General features: G+C 65.6%; 20 protein-coding genes. 10 read left to right on the top strand and 10 right to left on the bottom strand.

Annotated elements, in window-relative coordinates:
- Positions 1-170: 170 nt before the first annotated feature.
- The 3 genes from ilvD to CX676_RS12445 form a co-directional block, all read right to left on the bottom strand.
- Positions 171-2009 (bottom strand): dihydroxy-acid dehydratase, encoded by a 1839-nt coding sequence (gene ilvD / locus CX676_RS12455; protein WP_101752911.1) that lies wholly within the window; start codon positions 2007-2009, stop codon positions 171-173.
- A gap of 246 nt (positions 2010-2255) precedes the next feature.
- Positions 2256-3608 (bottom strand): MFS transporter, encoded by a 1353-nt coding sequence (locus CX676_RS12450; protein WP_101752910.1) that lies wholly within the window; start codon positions 3606-3608, stop codon positions 2256-2258.
- A gap of 173 nt (positions 3609-3781) precedes the next feature.
- Positions 3782-4645 carry a dioxygenase family protein gene (locus CX676_RS12445; protein ID WP_101752909.1) on the bottom strand — a complete coding sequence of 288 codons (864 nt, stop codon included), beginning with the start codon at positions 4643-4645 and terminating at the stop codon, positions 3782-3784.
- 259 nt (positions 4646-4904) lie between these two features.
- Between CX676_RS12445 and CX676_RS12440 the strand changes: the two genes are divergently transcribed.
- The 6 genes from CX676_RS12440 to CX676_RS12415 all read left to right on the top strand — a co-directional run bounded on the left by CX676_RS12440 (position 4905) and on the right by CX676_RS12415 (position 9398).
- On the top strand, positions 4905-5279 hold the full coding sequence (locus tag CX676_RS12440) for a hypothetical protein (RefSeq protein WP_101752908.1): 375 nt from the start codon (positions 4905-4907) through the stop codon (positions 5277-5279).
- Complete coding sequence (locus tag CX676_RS12435) at positions 5276-6166, top strand: alpha/beta fold hydrolase (RefSeq protein ID WP_101752907.1); 891 nt, start codon at positions 5276-5278, stop codon at positions 6164-6166. The genes CX676_RS12440 and CX676_RS12435 overlap by 4 nt, the downstream gene beginning before the upstream one ends.
- On the top strand, positions 6166-7005 hold the full coding sequence (locus CX676_RS12430; RefSeq protein ID WP_101752906.1) for a BKACE family enzyme: 840 nt from the start codon (positions 6166-6168) through the stop codon (positions 7003-7005). Before CX676_RS12435 ends, CX676_RS12430 begins: the two co-directional genes overlap by 1 nt.
- Before the next feature lie 67 nt (positions 7006-7072).
- Positions 7073-7564 carry a YciE/YciF ferroxidase family protein gene (locus CX676_RS12425; protein WP_101752905.1) on the top strand — a complete coding sequence of 164 codons (492 nt, stop codon included), beginning with the start codon at positions 7073-7075 and terminating at the stop codon, positions 7562-7564.
- Between the two features lie 26 nt (positions 7565-7590).
- The gene (gene boxA, locus CX676_RS12420; RefSeq protein WP_101752904.1) at positions 7591-8769 is read left to right on the top strand and encodes a benzoyl-CoA 2,3-epoxidase subunit BoxA; all 1179 of its coding nucleotides are present in this window, start codon (positions 7591-7593) and stop codon (positions 8767-8769) included.
- 74 nt (positions 8770-8843) lie between these two features.
- Positions 8844-9398, top strand: a complete 555-nt coding sequence (locus CX676_RS12415) for a HutD/Ves family protein (protein ID WP_157935919.1) — start codon at positions 8844-8846, stop codon at positions 9396-9398.
- Here the strand turns inward: CX676_RS12415 and CX676_RS12410 are convergent.
- Positions 9374-10288 (bottom strand): LysR family transcriptional regulator, encoded by a 915-nt coding sequence (locus tag CX676_RS12410; RefSeq protein WP_232816445.1) that lies wholly within the window; start codon positions 10286-10288, stop codon positions 9374-9376. The genes CX676_RS12415 and CX676_RS12410 overlap by 25 nt on opposite strands.
- A gap of 140 nt (positions 10289-10428) precedes the next feature.
- Between CX676_RS12410 and CX676_RS22565 the strand changes: the two genes are divergently transcribed.
- From CX676_RS22565 to CX676_RS12400, 3 genes are all read left to right on the top strand, one after another.
- On the top strand, positions 10429-10587 hold the full coding sequence (locus CX676_RS22565; protein WP_157935918.1) for a hypothetical protein: 159 nt from the start codon (positions 10429-10431) through the stop codon (positions 10585-10587).
- Positions 10578-11474 (top strand): LysR family transcriptional regulator, encoded by an 897-nt coding sequence (locus CX676_RS12405; protein WP_232816444.1) that lies wholly within the window; start codon positions 10578-10580, stop codon positions 11472-11474. The genes CX676_RS22565 and CX676_RS12405 overlap by 10 nt, the downstream gene beginning before the upstream one ends.
- Positions 11475-11541: 67 nt before the next feature.
- On the top strand, positions 11542-12738 hold the full coding sequence (locus tag CX676_RS12400; RefSeq protein ID WP_101752901.1) for a glycoside hydrolase family 5 protein: 1197 nt from the start codon (positions 11542-11544) through the stop codon (positions 12736-12738).
- Positions 12739-12768: 30 nt separating this feature from the next.
- Here the strand turns inward: CX676_RS12400 and benD are convergent, their stop codons facing one another.
- The 6 genes from benD to CX676_RS12370 all read right to left on the bottom strand — a co-directional run bounded on the left by benD (position 12769) and on the right by CX676_RS12370 (position 18269).
- A complete protein-coding gene (gene benD / locus CX676_RS12395; RefSeq protein ID WP_101752900.1) occupies positions 12769-13548 on the bottom strand; it encodes a benzoate diol dehydrogenase BenD in 780 nt (259 codons plus the stop codon).
- A complete protein-coding gene (benC, locus tag CX676_RS12390) occupies positions 13545-14564 on the bottom strand; it encodes a benzoate 1,2-dioxygenase electron transfer component BenC (protein WP_101752899.1) in 1020 nt (339 codons plus the stop codon). The genes benD and benC overlap by 4 nt, the downstream gene beginning before the upstream one ends.
- A gap of 68 nt (positions 14565-14632) precedes the next feature.
- Positions 14633-15157: a benzoate 1,2-dioxygenase small subunit gene (benB, locus tag CX676_RS12385; protein ID WP_101752898.1), complete on the bottom strand. Its 525-nt coding sequence runs from the start codon at positions 15155-15157 to the stop codon at positions 14633-14635.
- A gap of 5 nt (positions 15158-15162) precedes the next feature.
- Positions 15163-16548, bottom strand: coding sequence for a benzoate 1,2-dioxygenase large subunit (gene benA / locus CX676_RS12380; protein ID WP_101752897.1), 1386 nt, complete (start codon positions 16546-16548; stop codon positions 15163-15165).
- Positions 16549-16642: 94 nt separating this feature from the next.
- Positions 16643-17785 (bottom strand): muconate cycloisomerase family protein, encoded by a 1143-nt coding sequence (locus CX676_RS12375; protein ID WP_101752896.1) that lies wholly within the window; start codon positions 17783-17785, stop codon positions 16643-16645.
- 106 nt (positions 17786-17891) lie between these two features.
- Positions 17892-18269, bottom strand: a complete 378-nt coding sequence (locus CX676_RS12370) for a winged helix-turn-helix transcriptional regulator (RefSeq protein WP_232816443.1) — start codon at positions 18267-18269, stop codon at positions 17892-17894.
- A 109-nt stretch (positions 18270-18378) separates the two neighbouring features.
- On the opposite strand from CX676_RS12370, the gene CX676_RS12365 reads away from it, so the two are divergent.
- The gene (locus CX676_RS12365; RefSeq protein ID WP_101752894.1) at positions 18379-19440 is read left to right on the top strand and encodes an LLM class flavin-dependent oxidoreductase; all 1062 of its coding nucleotides are present in this window, start codon (positions 18379-18381) and stop codon (positions 19438-19440) included.
- Positions 19441-19446 lie beyond the last annotated feature (6 nt).

Below are 19446 nucleotides of genomic sequence, written 5' to 3'. Positions count from 1 at the left end.
ACTTTCGTGCAGATGTCAGGCAGCAAGGCTCGAATTGCCCCGTTGTTAGTCCAAGTAAAATAGTAAGACAATGCCCCGGGGGGCAGTTTCACGGGGCCTGAATGGGCAAAGCGCCCGGCCGGAGAACCGGGCGGGCGCTGCCATTCTAGCTCAGGTTCTGCGGTGTGGCGCTATTCCGGAATGACCCGGACGGCGCCTTTCGCGGCGCTGGTGGTCAGCGCGGCATAGGCCTTGAGCGCGGTCGAGACCTTGCGGTTGCGCGGCTTGGCCGGCTTCCAGCCCTCGGCCTCGCGCTTCACGCGGCGGGCGGCCAGCGTGGCGTCATCGACCTCAAGCGAGATCACCCGGTTCGGGATGTCGATGCGGATCAGATCGCCCTGTTCCACCAGACCGATGGTGCCGCCCTCGGCCGCCTCGGGCGAGACATGGCCGATCGACAGGCCCGAGGAGCCGCCCGAGAAGCGCCCGTCCGTGACCAGCGCGCAGGCTTTGCCGAGGCCCTTCGACTTCAGATAGCTGGTCGGATAGAGCATTTCCTGCATCCCCGGCCCGCCCCTCGGCCCTTCGTAACGGATCAGCACCACCTCGCCCGGCTTCACCTTGCCGGTCAGGATCGCGGAAACCGAATCGTCTTGGCTCTCGAAGATATGGGCCGGGCCGGTGAAGGTCAGGATCGACTCGTCCACGCCCGCCGTCTTCACGATGCAGCCATCCTCGGCGAGGTTGCCGTAAAGCACCGCAAGCCCGCCATCCTGCGAAAAGGCATGCTCGGCGCTGCGGATGACGCCCGCCTTGCGATCCAGATCGACGTCGTCGTAGCGGCGGTCCTGCGAGAAGGCGACCTGCGTCGGCACGCCGCCCGGCGCGGCGCGGTAGAAGTCATGGACCGAGGCGGATTCGGTCTGCGCCACATCCCACCGCTTCAGCCCTTCGGCCAGCGTGCCGGAATGGACGCTGCCGACGCTGGTATCCAGCAGGCCAGCGCGGTCCAGCTCGCCCAGAATCGCCATGATCCCGCCGGCGCGGTGGACATCCTCCATATGCACGTCGGATTTCGCCGGCGCGACCTTGCAGAGCACCGGCACCTTGCGCGACAGCCGGTCGATATCGGACATGGTGAAGTCCATCTCGGCCTCATGCGCGGCGGCCAAGAGGTGCAGCACGGTATTGGTCGAGCCGCCCATCGCGATGTCCAGCGTCATCGCGTTTTCGAAGGCGGCGAAGCTCGCGACATTTCGCGGCAGGACCGAGGCGTCGTCATTGTCGTAATAGCGCCGGGCCAGATCGACGATCAGGTGCCCGGCCTCGACGAACAGCCGCTTGCGGTCGGCATGGGTGGCCAACGTCGAGCCATTGCCGGGCAGCGACAGGCCAAGCGCCTCGGTCAGGCAGTTCATCGAATTGGCGGTGAACATGCCCGAGCAGGACCCGCAGGTCGGGCAGGCCGAGCGTTCGATGGCCTTCACATCCTCGTCCGAGACGGAATCATCCGCCGCCGCGACCATCGCGTCCACAAGATCCAGTGCCTTGACCTTGCCATCTTGGAGGACGACCTTGCCGGCCTCCATCGGGCCGCCCGAGACGAAGACGACCGGGATGTTCAGCCGCAGGGCGGCCATCAGCATCCCCGGCGTGATCTTGTCGCAGTTCGAGATGCAGACCATCGCATCGGCGCAATGGGCGTTGACCATGTATTCGACGCTGTCGGCGATGATCTCGCGCGAGGGCAGCGAATACAGCATCCCGTCATGGCCCATGGCGATCCCGTCATCGACGGCGATGGTGTTGAATTCCTTGGCGATCCCGCCGGCCGCCTCGACCTCGGCGGCGACCAGCTGGCCCAGATCCTTCAGATGGACATGGCCGGGCACGAATTGGGTGAAGCTGTTGACGATGGCGATGATCGGCTTGCCGAAATCGCTGTCCTTCACGCCGGTCGCCCGCCAGAGACCCCGCGCCCCTGCCATGTTGCGTCCGTGGGTCGTCGTGCGGGAACGATAGGCTGGCATGGGTCTTCTCCTGGCTTGGCTCGGTTGTCCGGCGGGACGGGTGGTGAGGCAGCGTTGCGCTGCCATTGGCCGCGGGACCGGGACAGTCCTACTGCCCCAGCGGGAGGACAGGCAAGCCGTGAAGATCACCGGAGGCGCTGAACTTTGGCGCGCTCTTGCAGGGGTGGTGTCAAAGAGGATCGCTGCGCAAGAAGAAACCGGCCGCGCCCGGATGGGGACGCGGCCGGCTCTGGTCGTGTATCGGGATCAGGCCTGGACGGGCTTGGCCGTGACAACAGGCGCGGCGGGGCGGGTCAGCCGCGACTTGGCGAACATGGCGACGGCGGCCAGGATCGCGGGAACGGCAGCGGCGGCAAAGACCGTCGGCAGGTCCCAGCCAAGCGACAGCAGCACGCCGCCGACCATCGAGCCAAGGACCGAGCCGGTGCGGCCCACGGCATTGGCCCAGGACACCCCGGTCGCCCGGCTGGTGGTCGGGTAGAAGCCGGCGGCCAGCGCGTTGACACCCACCTGCGCCCCGGCAACGCCGAAGCCCGCACCGAAGATCGCCAGAACCAGCAGCCAGGGCTGGCTGACCGCATTGCCCAGCAGGATCACGAAGCCACCCGCAACCAGATAGGCCAGCGCCAGAACCTTGTGCGGCTCGAACCGGTCCATCAGGCGACCGATCAGGATCGCGCCCACCGTGCCGCCAGCGGCCAGCGTGGCACCCATCAGCGAGGCTTTTTCCAGCGTGAACCCTGCCGAGGTGATCAAGAGCGGCAGCCAGCTAGACAGCAGGTAGAAGACCAGGAGGCTCATGAAGAAGGTGGCCCAGATCAAGAGCGTGCCGAGAGCGAGACCGTCCTTGAACAGCTGCGAGACGGGCGAGCCGGGGGCCTTGACCGGGCGGGTATAGGTGGCATTGGTCAGGTCAGCCGAGGGCACCATCTTCTGCAGCACCTCGGTGATGCGGGCAGGCTCGGCCCCCCGCGTCGCCAGGAAGCGCGGCGATTCGGGCAGCAGCGCGATCAGGAACGGGCTCAGCGCCAGCGGCAGTACGCCGCCCATGATCAACAGCCCCTGCCAGCCGAAGGTCGAGACGATCGACGAGGCCGCGAGACCGGCCGAGGCCGAGCCGATGGTGAAGCCGCAGAACATCAGCGTCACCAAGGACGAGCGGCGCTTGTCCGGGCAGACCTCGGCGGTCAGCGTGATCGAGGCCGGCATGGCGCCACCAAGACCGAGGCCGGTGATGAAGCGCAGGATGGTCAGCGTCTGGATGTCGGGTGCAAAGGCCGAGGCCAGCGTGGCGAGGCCGAAGAAGATCGTTGTCAGCGTCAGCACCGGCTTGCGGCCGAAGCGGTCGGCCAGCGGGCCGAAGACGAAGGCGCCGGCCATCAGGCCGAACAGCCCGGCGGCAAACAGCGGGGCCAGCTCGGCGGGCGTGGCGCCCCAGCTGGCTTTCAGCGAAGGGGCGATGAAGCCGATGGCGGCGGTATCGAAACCGTCAATGGCGACGACGAGGAAGCACAGGAAGATGACGCGCTTCTGGAAGGCGGACAGGCGGGTGGTGTTGGTATTCACCACTTCCTGCACGTCGAACGTGCGGTGTGACATGGGGTCTCCTCCGGGGTTTGGATATGCGCATCCGGGGGCCGATGATCTCGGTCCCGCGTTGGGCGCTGTGAGGGTGTGGAGTGAAGGGCAGGCGGGCCGCGGCGATGGGTCCCGGGCCTTGTGAAAACCCCCGCTTCGGGGCGGGGGCTTTCGGGTTTCAGACGATCAGGGGATCAGGCGTCAACCAGAACCTTCTCGCGCTTCAGGGCAAAATCGAACTGGACATGCAGATCCTGCGCCGCATCGGGCGTGGGCACGAACTCGGCGATCAGGTCGTCTTTCACCGCGAAGACCGAGTCATTATCGAGATACTCGCTGGAGCTGTCGAAGATCTGGCTGATCAGCGAGCGGTAGCCGGGCTTCTGGATCATGAAGTGGATATGGCCGGGGCGATAGGGGTGGTGCCCCATGAAGCGCAGCAGCTCGCCGGCGGTCTCGTCTTCCGGGATCGGATAGGGAACCGGGCGCAGGGCGACGAAGGAATAGCGGCCCTTGGCGTCGGTCTTGAAGCGGCCGCGCAGGTTGAAATCGGGCTGGTCGGGGTCGTGGTTCTCGTAAAGGCCGTTCGGCGCGTCTTCCCAGACATCGATCAGCACGCCTTCCAGCGGCTCGCCCAGGTCGTCGGTGATGACACCCTCGACCAGAACCGATTCCTCGCCGTCGAAATGCTTCTGCACGGTCGAGGCGCCGGCGGGCAGGACTGTCGGGTTGTCGCGATAGAAGGGGCCAAGCACGGTCGAGGTGCTTTCGCCGCCGGTGACCGGGTTGCTCAGCATGTCGACCAGGACCTCGACGCCCAGGATGTCGCCCAGCAGGATGAATTCTTGCCGCTTGTCATCGGTGGTCTGGCCGGCACGGGCCAGGTAGTCGCAGGCGGCCAGGAATTCGTCGATCTGCAGGTTCACGTCTTTGCAGAAGCCGTGCAGATGGGTGATCAGCGAGGTCATGATCTCGCGCTGGCGGGTGGTGATTTCGCCGTTCTGGCCCAGTGAGCCGATGACGACGTCGGTGATGTTTTCAAGCGTTACGGTTCCCAAGGTCTCTCTCCCAGATAAGGTGGATACGGGGTCTATTCGGATCGTCCCGGGCAATCCCGGTGGATGACCCGTTGAATGTGACAAAGCCGGGGCCTCGACCCAATGCACCGCTTGGTATCGGGCGATACCGCGACCTCGGAACGCCGGGCCGGGGCGAGCTTTCCATGGGTATCACCGGATACCGACCCGGACATTGCCGGGCAGGGGCGCAAAACGCCACTCTGGGGACAGCACCTGCCATCACAATCCGGGGGACCCCATGTTGCCATTTCTCACGCGGATGCAGTCGCAGCTTGACGACAGCCCGCATCTTCTGCGCCTCGGGCGCCTGATCAATGATACCGTGCTTCTGAAGGTTGACGGTGATGAATATTACCTGACCTTCGACAAGGGCCATCTGGCCGAGATCCAGCCCGGACCCAGCCGCAAGACGCCGTGGCGTTTCGCCATCACCACCGACCGCGCCGCGCTGGAGGAATTCTGGCAGGCCCGGCCCAAGCCCGCCTTCCACGACATTTTCGGCCTCGTCACCATTGGCCGCGCCCGCATCGACGGCGACATCCTCGCGCTGGTGAAGAACCTGCGCTTCTTCAAGGAAGTCCTGGCCATCCCGCGCAAGGAGGTTTCCGCATGACCACCAAGATCAACCCCGCCCGCCCCGAGCCGATCACCGGCCGCTACTACACCGTCGAGGTCGAGGGCGCCCCGCGTCGCATCTATGTCGAGGAGGCCGGGCAGGGCCGCCCGGTCCTGTGCCTGCATACCGCCGGCGCCGATACCCGCCAGTGGCGGCACCTGATGAACGATGCCGAGGTGACGCGCGACCATCGCCTGATCGCCTTCGACATGCCCTGGCATGGCAAGTCCCTGCCGCCCGAGGGGTTCGAGACCGAAGAATACCTGCTGACGACCGAGGCTTACATTGCCACCGTTCTGGCGGTGGTCGACGGGCTGGGCCTTGACCGGCCGCTGCTGGCCGGCTGTTCGATGGGCGGGCGCATCGCGCTGCAACTGGCGGCGCTGCATGGCGACCGATTCTCGGGCTTCATCGCCATCGAGGCCTCGGACTTTCAGGGCGCCTGGTATGACATCGACTGGTTCCATCGGCCCGATGCCCATGGCGGCGAGATGGGGGCGGCGCTGGTTTCGGCCAATATCTCGCCCTATGCGCCCGCCGAGGAGCGCTGGAATACACTGTGGATGTTCATGCAATCGGGGCCGGGCGTGTTCCGGGGCGATCTCAGCTTCTACACCCGCGACGAAAGCCTGATCGGGCGGCTCAACCAGATCGACACGATTCGCACCCCGGTTCACATTCTCGTCGGCGCCTATGACCTGACCTGCACCCCCGAGGATGCCAAGCGCACCGCCCGCGCCATCCCCGGTGCGACGGTCACGGTGATGGACGAGCTGGGCCATTTCCCGATGAGCGAACATCCCGAGGGTTTCCGCCCCTTCTTCATCGACGCGCTTCAGCGGATGCGCGTTCCTGCAATCGAGCGCGCCGAGGAGCAAGCCTGATGTCCCAGAAACCCTGTATCATCTGCGTCGCCATCACCGGCTCGCTGCCGACCAAGGGCAATAACCCGGCGGTGCCGATCTCGGTCTCGGAACAGGTCGAATCGACGCAAGAGGCCTTCGAGTCCGGGGCTTCGATCGTTCATGCCCATGTGCGCAATGATGACGCCACCCCCTCCTCGGACCCCGAGCGGTTCGCCTTGCTGCAAGAGGGGCTGGAGCGTCATTGCCCCGGCATGATCATCCAGTTCTCGACCGGCGGCCGGTCGGGTGCCGGCCAGACCCGCGGCGCGATGCTGAGCCTGCGCCCCGACATGGCCAGCCTCTCGGTCGGCTCGAACAATTTCCCCAGCCGGGTCTATGAGAACCCGCCCGACCTGGTGGACTGGCTGGCCGGCGAGATGCAGAAATATCATGTGAAGCCCGAGATCGAGGCCTTCGATCTGGGCCATATCCATCAGGCCGTGGCCATGCGCCGCGATGGCCGCCTGACCGGGCCGCTTTATGTGCAGTTCGTCATGGGCGTGAAGAACGCCATGCCGGTCGATCGCGACGTGTTCGACTACTACATCCGCACCATGGAGCGGCTGGCACCGGATTCCGAATGGTGCGCCGCCGGGATCGGCTCGCATCAGCTGACGCTGAACGAATGGTGCGTGTCCTCGGGCGGCCATGCCCGCACCGGACTCGAGGATAACGTCCGGCTGGACAAGGACCGGCTGGCACCTTCCAACGCGGCGCTGGTCAAGCGCGTGGTCGATCTCTGCGACCGCTACGAACGCCCGGTCGCCACGGTCGAACAGGCCCGCCGCATTCTGGGTCTGGTGCCCGCGCTAGTGTGATCCGCCAGACTCTACCGGCGCGTCCGGCCCCCGGGCGCGCCGCCCTTTTCATCACGGAGGAGTAACCATGAAGACGTTCAGAGACCTGTTCCTGCATTTCCTGCAGGACATGTATTACGCCGAACAGCAGATCCTGAAGATCCTGCCCGAAGTGGTCGAGGCGGTGCAGAACGACAAGCTGCGCGCCTCGCTGACCGAGCATATCGCCGAGACCCGCGACCAGATCGAGCGGCTGGAACGCACCTTCGCCGCCATTGGCGAGCCGGTGAAGGGTGTCACCTGCGAGGCGATCCTTGGGCTTCTGCAAGAGACCGAGGATGTCATCCGCGAGACCGGCGGCAAGGGTCCGGTGCAGGATGCCGGGATCATCGCCTGCGCGCAGGCGGTCGAGCATTACGAGATCGCCCGTTTCGTGACCCTGACCGCATGGGCCAATGCCTGGGCCAATGACGAGGCGGCGGCAAACCTGCAGAAGGCGCTGAATGTCGAACGGGCGCGGAATGCCAAGCTGAACGAACTGGCGACCGCCGAGGTGTTCGATCTGGCAGCCGCGATCTAGGCACCCGCTGGACAGGGGAGGAGGCCATGCGGCAGCATCTGATCGACCCGGAAATCTGTATCCGCTGCAATACCTGCGAGACCCGTTGCCCGACCGGCGCGATCTCGCACGCGGCGAATTACGTGGTCGACCCGGATATCTGCAACTTCTGCATGCGCTGCGTCCGCCCCTGTCCGACCGGGGCCATCGACAACTGGTTCAACGTCACCCGGCCCTTCACCCTGACCGAGCAGCATGAATGGACCATCCTGCCCCAGCCCGAGCCCGAGCTTGAGCGCGCCGTGCCCGATGCCTTCGACGACGAGGCCACGCGCATCCTGACCATCGCCCATCAGGGGCTTGGCGGGGCGGCGCGCGCGCCGGCCTCGGCCTCGAAACCCCGGATCAACGCCTTCACCCGCGCCGCCCCCGCGCGGGCCACGGTGGTCGGCAACAGCCGCATCACCGCCGAGGGCTGCAATTCCGACGTGCATCACATCATCCTCGATTTCGGCGCCGAACCGTTTTCTTATCTCGAGGGGCAAAGCATCGGCCTCGTGCCGCCCGGCCTCGACGCGCAGGGCCGACCGCACGAGATGCGGCTTTATTCCGCCGCCAGCGCGCGCGACGGGGAGCGACCGAATACCAACAACATGGCGCTGACGGTGAAGCGCATTGCCGGCGACGGGGTGACGGGCGTGGCCTCAAACTGGCTTTGCGACCGGGCGCTTGGCGACAGCTTCGATGTGGTCGGCCCCTTCGGCGCGACCTTCCTGATGCCAGATGATCCGCAGGCCGATCTGTTGATGATCTGCACCGGCACCGGCGTCTCGCCCTTCCGCGGCTTCACACATCGCCGCCGCCGCACCGCGCCGCAGGGGCCGGGCGGTCTGTTCCTGTTCTTCGGCGCCCGCACGCCCGAGGAGCTGCCCTATTTCGGACCGCTGCAACGCTATCTTCAGACCGAGCTGCATCGCGAACTGGTCTATAGCCGGGTGAATCTTGAAGAACATGAATATGTTCAGGACCGGCTGGAACGGCGGGCCGAACTGGTCGCCGGGCTGCTGACGAAACCCTCGACCCATCTCTATGTCTGCGGGTTGAAGGGGCTTGAGGCGGGCGTGGAGGGGGCGATCGGGCGCATCAGCGCCGCGCATGGGCTGGACTGGCCCGCGATCCGCAGCGCCTTGCGGCAAGAGGGACGGATGCATGTCGAGACCTATTGATCGGCGTTTTGACGAGGCTGGCGGCGATGACTAGTCTGCGGGCGTTACCAGCCCCTCAGCCCGACGAGACCGCCATGCGCCTGATCCGACCGGAAGACTTCCAGACCCAGCAGTGGAAAAACGGCGGCGGCGTCACCCATGAGATTGCGCGGCAGGAGCGGGAGGGCCAGTTGCAGTGGCGGCTGTCGATTGCCGAGGTGGGATCGGACGGCCCGTTTTCGGCGTTTCCGGGCCTCTCGCGCATCCTGACGGTGATTGAGGGGCCGGGGCTGGTGTTGCAGACGCCCGATGTCACAATGATGGCGCTGCCGATGCAGCCCTTGGCCTTTTCCGGCGATCTGCCGATCGACAGCCGGCTGATCGATGGCCCGGTGCGCGACTTCAACCTGATTCATGACGGCGCGCGGTTCGACGGATCGGTCCTGCCGCTGTCGGGCGACCGGACCCTCACCACTGGCGCGACCCATGCCGTCCTCGCCCTCGGTGACGGGATTTCGGTCGATGGCACGCCGCTGCCTCAAGACGCCGTGGCGCTGGTCGAAGGCGCAGCCCAGATCCAAGCGCCGGCTGCGATCCGGGGTCTGGTCGCCACGCTGATCCCGCGTCAGACGCCAAAGGCGATGCCGTGATCGCGATACATTCGCTTGATCAGCCGCAGAAGCAGCGCCAGTTCCGGCGAGGGGTCGTCCTTGCGGATGCTCATGATGACCGGCGAGCTCGCCTCGACCTCGTCCAGCGGGGCATAGACGACATTGTCGCGGCGCAACCGCTCGACCGAGGCCGGCACCACCGCAAAGCCGGTTTCGGCCGCCACCAGCCCCAGTGCCGCCTGCAATTCCTTGACCTCGTGCACCACCGGCGGCCGCAGGTCGCGGTCGCGCAGCAGCGCCAGAACCTGATCGGCATAGCTGGGGCGCGGCGCGCTGGGGTAGATGATGATCGGCAGATGCGCCAGATCGGCCAGCTTGAACGGCCCCGGCCGGTCGGCGATTGGGTCGCTGGCCGGGATGGCCGCGCGCAGCGGCTCGTTGCGCATCAGCACCCGGTCGACCAGCGGATCGCCATGGGGAATGCGGCCAAAGCCCACATCGATCCGGCCTTCCTTCAGGGCCGCGATCTGTTCCAGCGAGGTCATCTCGTGCAGCGCAATCTCGACCTCGGGCCGGGCGGTGCGATAGCGGCGGATCGCCTCGGGCAGGTGGCCGTAAAGTGTCGAGGAGACGAAGCCGATCCCCAGCCGCGTGCGGGCGGTGGCGGCGAGGCGGCGGGTCATCTCGGTCATCTGCTCGATATGATCCAGCGCCATTACCGCCTGGTCGAAGAACAGCTTTCCGGCTTCGGTCAGCTGCAGCGGGCGCGACCCGCGCTGGATCAGCTGCACCCCGATCTCTTCCTCAAGCTGGTGGATCTGCCGGCTCAGCGGCGGTTGGGCCATGTTCAGCCGCTCGGCCGCGCGGGTAAAATTCCGCTCGCGCGCGACGGTCACGAAGTAATGCAACTGGTGCAGCTTCAACGCCATACCTTTTAGGTATTGAACCGATTCAGACGATATTGGGAATTCCCTCCCCTCACAAGCTATTTGGGTTGTGGGAGCTAGAGCCGCCTGACCAACCGATCCGAAAGGTATCAACAGGGCCGGGCGCAAGAGGAGGATCGACCATGACCCAGCCAGCCACCACGACGGATCGCCACGGCGCGTGCACCAAGGATTGCGACAGCTGCAGCAAGGGCAAGACCTGCGAAACGCTGACGCCCGTGCTGGCGCAGATCCAGCCGGTCCAGGACAACCGTCAGCCGGAGGGCGCGTCATGGAAATGAACCTGCGCCGTCTGGGCTATTTCCTCGCCGTCGCCGAAGAGCTGCATTTCGGTCGCGCCGCCGAGCGTCTGGGGATGGCGCAGCCGCCCTTGAGCCGCCAGATCCAGCAATTCGAGCAGGAAATGGGTGCGCTGCTGTTCAACCGTTCGCGCAGCGCCATCACCCTGACCCAGGCCGGGCATCGCCTCTATGAGCGTGGCCGCGAGACGATGGCTGCGATCGAGGACATGCAGCTGGAGATCCGCCGCATCGGGCAAGGGGCGGCCGGCCGGCTGCGCATCGGCTTTGTCGGCTCCTCGTCCTATGGCCTTCTGCCGAGCATCATCAAGGCCTTCCGCGCCGCCCATCCCGCCGTGTCGCTGAGCCTGATGCCGATGAACAATGCCGATCTGCACAAGGCGCTGATCCGGCGCGAGGTCGATGTGGCCTTTGCCCGCCCGACGCTGGAAGACCCGGAATTCGTCACCCGCAAGCTGATCGACGAGGCGCTGGTCGTGGCCATGCCCGAAAGCTTCGACGTCAAGGGCGACGGGCCGGTGAACCTGCAGGACTATGCCAAGGAGAATTTCATCCTCTACCCGGAATTCCCGCGCCCCTCTTACGCCGATTTCGTGCTGAAGCTGATCGAGGAACAGGGGCTCGAGGCGAAAAGCCGGGTCTTCACCATGGACCTGCAGACCGCGCTGAGCCTCGTGGCCATCGGCGAGGGCATGTGCATCGTGCCGGAATCGGTGGCCTCGGCGCCGCGGAACGGCATCCATTTCCACCGCCTCGACCCCGAGCTTGGCACCACCGCCCTGTCGATCAACCACCGCGTCGACGAGCAGGGCGTGCATGTCCACAAGTTCACCAAGATCGCGCAGGAGGTGGCGCGCAAGGCGGCGTGATCGTTTCCCTTTCCGCCGTAAGGCTGGCAAAAGGCCTCTGACATTCTTTGGTCAGGGGCCTTTTCACATGTTTACCTTCCGCATCACTCCGCATCTGCCGGCTGCCCTGATCGCGGCGGCGCTGGCACAGCCGGTCGCCGCTGCCGACCTGATCGGCTTCTGGGACAGCCCGCAATACGGCGCGAACGGCTTCAATGCCGTGCCGCAGGATGCGGAGTATTTCCGCGCGCTTGCCGAAACCGGCGCGACATGGGTGCGGCTGACCTTCAGCAAATGGACAGGGCAGGGCCGTGATTTCCTGATCGGCGATGCGGATCGCTATGACGGTCTTGTGTCCGAGGATCTGGCACAGTTGCGGCAGGTGCTGGATGCCGCCGATGCTGCCGGGATCAAGGTGGTGCTGGCGCCGCTGAGCCTGCCGGGCCGGCGCTGGTCGCAACAGAATGGCGGCGTCTATGACGACCGGCTGTGGAGCGATGCCGCCTACCAGGATCAGGCCGCCCGGTTCTGGGTCGATCTTGCCGGCGCGCTGAAAGACCATCCGGCGGTAGCGGGCTATAACATCCTGAACGAACCGGCGCCCGAGAAGGTCGGCGGCGTGGCCGAGAACGCGCCTGCCGACACGCTACGCGACTGGCAGATCGCCCAAGCCGGCGGGCTGCGCGATCTGCCGGCCTTCTATGACCGCATGATCGCGGCGATCCGGGCTGTCGATCCGGTCACCCCGGTCATGGTGGATGGCGGCTGGTTCGCCAATCCGCGCTCGCTGGCGGCGTGGCCGGCGGCGCTGGCGGATGAGCGGGTGCTTTATGCCTTCCACATGTACGAACCCTATGCCGCGACCAGCGCGCCGAACATGAAGCGCGACCAGCCGCTGCGCTATCCGGGTGTCAGCACCGACTATGCCGGAGGCGAGATGGTCTGGGACCGCGCCGCCGTCGCAGCCCATATCGGCGCGGCCTTTGACTGGGCCGAGGCACAGGCAGTGCCACCCTCGCGCATGGTTGCGGCAGAGTTCGGCTGTATGCGGCTTTGGGCCGATTGCGGCGCCTATCTGACCGACGTGATCGACGCGGTCGAGGCGCGGGGTGGCCATTGGGCCTTCTATGCCTTCCGCGAGGATGAATGGGACGGCATGGATTACGAACTGCCCGCCGATGTGAAGCCGGGGCGGTTCTATTGGCTGAGCGAGGAGGGCAAGGCCGACCAGCTGCCGAGGAACGGCGCGCTGATGGAGCTCTTGCGCGCGCGCCTGAAACCCTGACGGTGCCTCGGGCGGGCGCGCAGCTTCAGCCTAACCCAGATCCCCGCCACCCACTGGCAAGGTCACGCCGGTGATATAGCTGGCATCGTCCGAGGCGAGGAACAGGATCGCACCGGCCTGTTCGTCCAGCGTGCCATAGCGTTTCATCAGGCTCGATTGCGTGGTCTGGTCGACGATGGTCTTGTACCAGTCCTCGGGCTGTTCGGTCGCGGCATTGGCATTGCGCGGCACCACGCGCGGCGGGGCTTCGGTTCCGCCGGGGGCGGAGGCGACGACGCGGATGCCGCGCTCGGCCACTTCCCAGGCCAGCGATGCGGTGATCGCGTTAACCCCACCTTTGGCCGCCGCATAGGGGACGCGGTTCAGGCTGCGGGTGGCGATGGAGGAGACGTTGACGATCACCCCCTTGCCGGCGGGCAGCATGTAATCCAGCGCCGCCCGGCAGCAATAGATGGTCGGAAACAGCGAGCGGCGAATCTCGGCCTCGATCTCGTGCGGCTGGTAATGCTCGAAGGGTTTGGCCCAGATGGTGCCGCCAACATTGTTCACGAGGATGTCGATGCGACCGAACAGCTCGGCCGCGCGGGCCATCGCTGCGGCGCAGCCCTCCCATGTCTCCAGGTCGGCGCTGACGGCATGGGCCACGCCGCCGGCGGCGTTGATCCCTGCTGCAACCACCTCGCGCTGGTCCGAGCGGTCGACGATCAGCACCTCGGCCCCCTCGGCGGCCGCGCGCTCGGCGACGCGCTGACCGATGCCCTGGGCGGCGCCGGTGACCACCATGGCCTTGCCTGCGAACCGCCCGCTCATGCCGCCACCGCCGGGGTTTCGGTCGGGTTGAACTTCTCGAAATGGAAGCTGGCGGGGGCAACGCCAAGCGCGGCCATGTGCTGACGCACCGCCTCGACCATCGGCGGGGGACCACACAGATAGACATCGCTGTCGCCGCCATTGAAATCCTCGAGACCCAGATGGTCAGTGACGAAGCCCTTGCGGTCATGCTCCTCGTCCTTGGCGGCGAGGATGGTGACGATCTGGACATTGCCGATCTGGTCAGCCAGCGCCTGCATCCGCTCCAGCTCGACCAGATCCGCGCCATGGGTGACGGCATAGTAGAGCCGGATCGGGTGGTCGCTGCCGCTGACGGCGACCGATTCCAGCATGGCGAGGAAGGGCGCCAGCCCGGTGCCGCCGGCCAGCCACAGCTGCGGGCGCTCGACCGGGCGCAGGTAGAAGGCGCCCATCGGGCCGGTCAGGTCCAGCTTGTCGCCGGGCTTGGCGATCTCGCCGAGCCAGGTCGACATGACGCCGCCCTTGAGGTTGCGGATCAGGAAGCTGCCCTCGTCGGCGCCGGGGGCCGAGGAGAAGGAATAGGAGCGGTGCCGGTCGGTGCCGGGCACGCCGATATTGACGTATTGGCCGGGCAGGAAGGCGATGGGTTTCGAGAGCTTCACCCGCAGCCCGAACGAAGTTTCGGACAGCGCATCGACCGCGATCACCTCTGCGGCGACGGTTTCGGCCCCGGTCTTGCAGACCAGCGACGAGGCCGGCACCTTGACCACGCAATCGGATTTCGGGGTCATCTGGCAGGAGAGGACATAGCCCTCGCCGGCCTCGTCCTCGGTCATGGCCTCTTCGAGATAGAAGCCCATCTCGTATTCGCCCTTTTCGGCGAAGCATTTGCAGGTGCCGCAGACGCCGTCGCGGCAATCCATCGGGATGTTGATCTTGGCGCGGAAAGCGGCGTCCATGACGAGTTCGTCCTCGTCGCAGTCGATGACGCGGGTCACGCCGTCTTCGAAGTTGAGTGCAATCTGGTAGGTCATGGTGTCTCCTCCCCCGGTCCCGCCCGGATGTCCGGGCGGGTGGCTGGGTCAATGGCTAAGGGTTCAGGTCAGATGTGATAAACGTCGATCACATGGTGGATGTGGTCGTTCTTCAGAACGATCTTCTTCGAGGTGATCAGCGGACGCTCACCCCTGGCGTCGATGGTGTAGAAGGACGTTCCCCAGTGCTGGTCCGTCACCGCGTAGCGATAGCTGAGCGACTGCCAATTGAAGCGCAGCTTGATGATGCCGTCCTTCTGGCTGATGATCTCGATATTGGAGAGGTTATGGTTGGTGCGCGGCTCGGGCAGGCTGGTGGCCGAGCTGCGGTCGGTCTGGATGCGGAAGACGCGATCGCGGATGCCGGACTTGTCGGCATAGTAGATCAGCGAAATCTCGGACTGCGGGTCTTCGGTTAGCTTGTCGAAGTCGTCCCAGGCCGGCATCCAGAAATCGCAATCGTCGTGATAGAAGGTCAGCCAGTCATCCCATTGACGGTCATCCAGCGCGCGGGCCTCGGCATAGAGAAAGGCCTGGATCTGGTCGAAGGTCAGGGCGCGGGCGGGGCGGTCGATGTCGATGGTATCGCTCATGTCAGTTACTCCGCGGCTTGGGCGACGGGGGCAATCGCGTCGCGTTCATCGGTGATGGCGTCGCGCATCCGCTCGACCCACTGGCTGTGCTGGATGACGAAGAGGCCCTCGTCCTCGGTGCGGGCACCCGACAGGATCGGGTTCAGGTCGATGGCCTTGGCATCCTCGTCCGGCCCGGTGATCCACTGCTTGGCGCCGCGGGTCAGGTCGTTCCACTTGGCGAAACGGCCGCCGGCATAGCCGCGCTGCGTGGCGCGGAATTCCTCGGTATCGTCCGGGGTCGCCATGCCCGAGGCGTTGAAGAAGTCCTCGTACTGGCGGATGCGGCGGGTGCGGGCCTCGGCGCTCTCGCCCTTAGGGGCGATACAGTAGATCGTCACCTCGGTCTGGTCGACCGAGATCGGCCGGAAGACGCGCAGCTGGCTGCTGAACTGGTCCATCAGGAACAGGTTCGGATAGAGGCAGAGGTTGCGCAGATAGGAGATCATCCAGTCGGCCTTGGCCTCGCCGTATTTCTGCACCAGCTCCTCGCGATGCGGGTAGAGCGGGCGGTTCGAGGGATCGGCCCAGACCGTCCACAGCAGCAGGTGGCCATTGTCGAAGCTGTAGAAGCCGCCCTTCTGCTTGGCCCATTTCGAGGCGTCATTGGCCTTGATCTTGTCCTCGGTCTCCTTGCCGCGCCGTGCGGTGGTAGCGACATAGTTCCAGTGCACGGCCGAGACGTGATAGCCGTCGGCGCCATTCTCGGCCTGCAGCTTCCAGTTGCCGTCATAGGTATAGGTCGAGCTGCCGCGCAGCACCTCCAGCCCCTCTTCCGACTGGTCGGCGACCATGTCGATCATCTTGCGGGCTTCGCCCAGATACTCCTCTAGCGACGAGACATCGGGGTTCAGGCTGCCGAACAGGAAGCCGCGATAGCTTTCAAAGCGGGCGACCTTGGTCAGGTCGTGGCTGCCGTCGCAGTCGAACTGTTCGGGATAGCCGGCGCCCTGCGGGTCCTTCACCTTCAAGAGCTTACCGGTATTGGCGAAGGTCCAGCCGTGGAAGGGGCAGGTGAAGGTGGCCTTGTTGGCGCGCTTGAAGCGGCACAGCATGGCGCCGCGATGCGAGCAGGCATTGACCAGCGCGTGCAGCTGACCGGTCTTGTCGCGGGTGATGACCACCGGGACGCGGCCCATGTTGACGGTGAAATAGTCGTTCGGGTTGGGGATCTGGCTTTCATGGGCCAGGTAGATCCAGTTGCCTTCGAAGATGTGCTTCATCTCGAGTTCGAACAGTTCCTCATCGGTGAACATGTCCCGGCGGGCGCGGAAGATGCCGTTTTCGGGATCGTCCTGGACGATGCCGTCAAGCCGCGCTTCCAGCTCGTCAAGGGATTCAGGTGTGAACATGGCAAGTCTCCTCCGTTGGCGTCCGGGGGGTCCGGCGCCGGGTTGCTGCGGTTATCCGGCGATGATGTGCCGGTCTTCGTGGCGCCTTGTTGGCCTAGGAAACGGCGTGAAGGCTGCGGGCGCGGTCGCGCCGGTAGAAATCGACTTTGCTGTCATCCAGCGTAACACCGATGCCCGGTCCTTCGGGCAGGAGCACCGAGAAATCGCGATAGGTCAGCGGCTCGGCCAGAATCTCGTCGGTCAGCAGAAGCGGGCCGAACAGCTCGGTGCCCCAGTCAAGATGCGGCACCGTCGAAAAAAGCTGCACGGCGGCGGCGGTGCTCAGGCCCGATTCCAGCATGGTGCCGCCGTAAAGGCCGATGCCGGCGGCATCGCCGATGGCGCAGACCTCGGCGGCGCGCTTCAACCCGCCCGACTGGCCGATCTTGACGGCGAAGACATCCGCCGCGCGGGCGGCGGCCACGGCCAGTGCATCGGCGGGACCGTTCAACTGTTCATCGGCCATGACCGCGACCTCGGTGCCTGCGGTCAGGGCGCGCAAAGCGGCCAGATCGCCGATGCGGATCGGCTGTTCGGCCAGTTCGCAGCCGATGGCCTGCAACCCGGCAAGGCCGCGGCGGGCATCGGTCAGGCTCCACGCCTGATTGACATCGACGCGGATGCTGGCGCGGTCACCGACGGCGCGGGCGATGGCCTCGACATGGGCCAGGTCCTCGCGCACCGGGCGCTTGCCGATCTTCAGCTTGAAGATGTTGTGGCGGCGGGTGGCGATCAGCTCCTCGGCCTCGGCGATATCGGTCTCCGAACGGCCGCTGGCCAGCGTCCAGGCGACCGGCATGGCGCGGCGGACCGGGCCGCCAAAGACCTGCGCGACCGAGGTGTTCAGCCGTTTCGCCAGCCCGTCCCACAGCGCGATCTCGACGGCGCAGCGGGCGATGGGATTGCCGCGCACCGATTTCTCGACCAGCGTGATCGCGGCGATCACGTCATCGGCCGGCTGACCGACGAGCAGCGGGGCGATATAGCTGTCGATGGCCAGCTTGATGCTTTCGGGGCTTTCCGGCCCATAGCTCATGCCGCCGATCGAGGTGCCTTCGCCCAGTCCGACCGAACCATCCGAGAACCGGACGCGCACCAGAACAATGGCCTGCGAGCGCATGGTGGTCATCGACAGCACATGGCCGCGGATCGTCGGGATGTCGACGAGGGTGGTTTCGATCCGGTCGATCTGGGTCATGGCGATGGTCCTTGGCTGTCTTTCCTTCCCTGAAAGATCGCCGTTTCCACCCCCCGAAGTCCAATACCGGCTTGGTGTCGGGCAATACCCGCATGGGGCGAGGCGCTCAGCCCGCCGCGTCGAACCGTTCCTGTGCCGCGCGGATACGGGATTCGTTTTCGACCGCCCATTGCCCCAAAGCCTCGATCGGTTCGCGCAGGGTGCGGCCCAGATCGGTCAGCGCATATTCGACGCGGGGCGGGGTTGTCGGGTGGACGGTGCGGCTGATCAGCCCGTCCCGCTCCATCCCGCGCAGCGTCAGGGTCAGCATCCGCTGCGAGATGCCGTCGATGGCGCGTTTCAATTCGTTGAAGCGGCGCGGCCCGCCGCACAGCGCCATGACGATCAGCACCGACCACTTGTCTCCGATCCGGCTGAGGGTCAGGCGGACAGGGCGGCAGGCGTCGAGCATGTGGTCGGGGCCATCGGTTGGATCAGGTAACATCGGTGTGCCTTCTTGCGTCCCGGATTTCAGTATCAATATAGGTGCAAGTTACAAATTTATACCAGCGAAGCCGAAAGAATTTTCAGCCGCTGATGATGGAGGACAGAGAATGGAACTTGGCGTTTACAGCTTTGGCGACGTGCAGCGGAACCCCGAGACGGGTGAGTTGGGCAGCACGGCAGAGGCACAGCGCAACCTGCTGGAAGCGATCCAGCTGGCCGATCAGGTCGGGCTGGATTACTTTGGCATCGGCGAACACCATACCCGTGAAATGCCGGCCTCGGCCGCCACGGTGATCCTTGGCGCGGCGGCGGCGACCACGAAGAATATCCTCTTGGGCAGCGCGGTGACGGTGCTGTCGACCGATGACCCGGTGCGGGTGTTCCAGCAATTCGCCACGCTCGACGCGCTGTCGAATGGCCGGGCCGAGATCACTGCCGGTCGTGGCTCCTCGACCGAGAGCTTTCCGCTCTTTGGCCACAGCCTGAACGATTACGACGATCTCTATGCCGAGAAGCTGGACCTGCTGCTGCGGCTGAACGAGAGTGAACAGGTGACCTGGGAAGGCAAGTTCCGTCCCGCGCTGAACGAGGCGCTGGTCGTGCCCCGGCCCGAGAACGGCAAGCTGCCGATCTGGCTGGCGACCGGGGGCAACCCGAACTCGACCGTCCGCGCGGCCATTGCCGGTCTGCCGGTCAGCTATGCCATCATCGGCGGTGATGCCGAACGCTTCGCGCCGCTGGCCAACCTCTATCGTCAGGCGGTCGAGCAGGTGAAGGTGCCGGGCGCGGATGTGCGCATCTCGGTGGCCAGCCCCGGCTTTGTCGGCAAGGACGCGCAGGCCGCGAAGGATCTGTGGTGGAACCACTATCACGAGGCCTTCCGCGCCTTGGGCGAGATCCGGGGCTTCCCGGCGCCGCAGCGCGCGGGCTTTGACCGCGATGCCAATGGCAAGGGGGCGCTGTTCGTGGGTTCCCCCGAGGAAATCGCCGAGCGGATCGTGGCGCTGCATGGCGCGATGGGTCACGACCGGCATTTCTTCCAGATGGATCTGGGGCAGCTGGCGCAGAAGGACTTCCTCAGCTCGATCGAACTGCTGGGGACCAAAGTGAAACCGCTGGTCGATGCCGCGCTGGCCGAAAAGGCTGAAGCGCCGGCCGAGACCGTCTGAAGGAGG

The sequence above is a fragment of the Paracoccus zhejiangensis genome, from assembly GCF_002847445.1.
GTDB lineage: Bacteria > Pseudomonadota > Alphaproteobacteria > Rhodobacterales > Rhodobacteraceae > Paracoccus > Paracoccus zhejiangensis.
Note: the sequence above shows the minus strand (reverse complement) of the source record. Positions and strands in the feature narration are given on the sequence as shown.

What these genes read in the sequence shown, in the direction of transcription:
- ilvD (WP_101752911.1), bottom strand. Translation starts at nt 2,009, where the DNA reads ATGCCAGCCTATCGTTCCCGCACGACGACCCACGGACGCAACATGGCA.
- CX676_RS12450 (WP_101752910.1), bottom strand. Translation starts at nt 3,608, where the DNA reads ATGTCACACCGCACGTTCGACGTGCAGGAAGTGGTGAATACCAACACC.
- CX676_RS12440 (WP_101752908.1), top strand. Translation starts at nt 4,905, where the DNA reads ATGTTGCCATTTCTCACGCGGATGCAGTCGCAGCTTGACGACAGCCCG.
- CX676_RS12435 (WP_101752907.1), top strand. Translation starts at nt 5,276, where the DNA reads ATGACCACCAAGATCAACCCCGCCCGCCCCGAGCCGATCACCGGCCGC.
- CX676_RS12430 (WP_101752906.1), top strand. Translation starts at nt 6,166, where the DNA reads ATGTCCCAGAAACCCTGTATCATCTGCGTCGCCATCACCGGCTCGCTG.
- CX676_RS12425 (WP_101752905.1), top strand. Translation starts at nt 7,073, where the DNA reads ATGAAGACGTTCAGAGACCTGTTCCTGCATTTCCTGCAGGACATGTAT.
- boxA (WP_101752904.1), top strand. Translation starts at nt 7,591, where the DNA reads ATGCGGCAGCATCTGATCGACCCGGAAATCTGTATCCGCTGCAATACC.
- CX676_RS12415 (WP_157935919.1), top strand. Translation starts at nt 8,844, where the DNA reads ATGCGCCTGATCCGACCGGAAGACTTCCAGACCCAGCAGTGGAAAAAC.
- CX676_RS12410 (WP_232816445.1), bottom strand. Translation starts at nt 10,288, where the DNA reads ATGGCGTTGAAGCTGCACCAGTTGCATTACTTCGTGACCGTCGCGCGC.
- CX676_RS22565 (WP_157935918.1), top strand. Translation starts at nt 10,429, where the DNA reads ATGACCCAGCCAGCCACCACGACGGATCGCCACGGCGCGTGCACCAAG.
- CX676_RS12405 (WP_232816444.1), top strand. Translation starts at nt 10,578, where the DNA reads ATGGAAATGAACCTGCGCCGTCTGGGCTATTTCCTCGCCGTCGCCGAA.
- CX676_RS12400 (WP_101752901.1), top strand. Translation starts at nt 11,542, where the DNA reads ATGTTTACCTTCCGCATCACTCCGCATCTGCCGGCTGCCCTGATCGCG.
- benD (WP_101752900.1), bottom strand. Translation starts at nt 13,548, where the DNA reads ATGAGCGGGCGGTTCGCAGGCAAGGCCATGGTGGTCACCGGCGCCGCC.
- benC (WP_101752899.1), bottom strand. Translation starts at nt 14,564, where the DNA reads ATGACCTACCAGATTGCACTCAACTTCGAAGACGGCGTGACCCGCGTC.
- benB (WP_101752898.1), bottom strand. Translation starts at nt 15,157, where the DNA reads ATGAGCGATACCATCGACATCGACCGCCCCGCCCGCGCCCTGACCTTC.
- benA (WP_101752897.1), bottom strand. Translation starts at nt 16,548, where the DNA reads ATGTTCACACCTGAATCCCTTGACGAGCTGGAAGCGCGGCTTGACGGC.
- CX676_RS12375 (WP_101752896.1), bottom strand. Translation starts at nt 17,785, where the DNA reads ATGACCCAGATCGACCGGATCGAAACCACCCTCGTCGACATCCCGACG.
- CX676_RS12370 (WP_232816443.1), bottom strand. Translation starts at nt 18,269, where the DNA reads ATGTTACCTGATCCAACCGATGGCCCCGACCACATGCTCGACGCCTGC.
- CX676_RS12365 (WP_101752894.1), top strand. Translation starts at nt 18,379, where the DNA reads ATGGAACTTGGCGTTTACAGCTTTGGCGACGTGCAGCGGAACCCCGAG.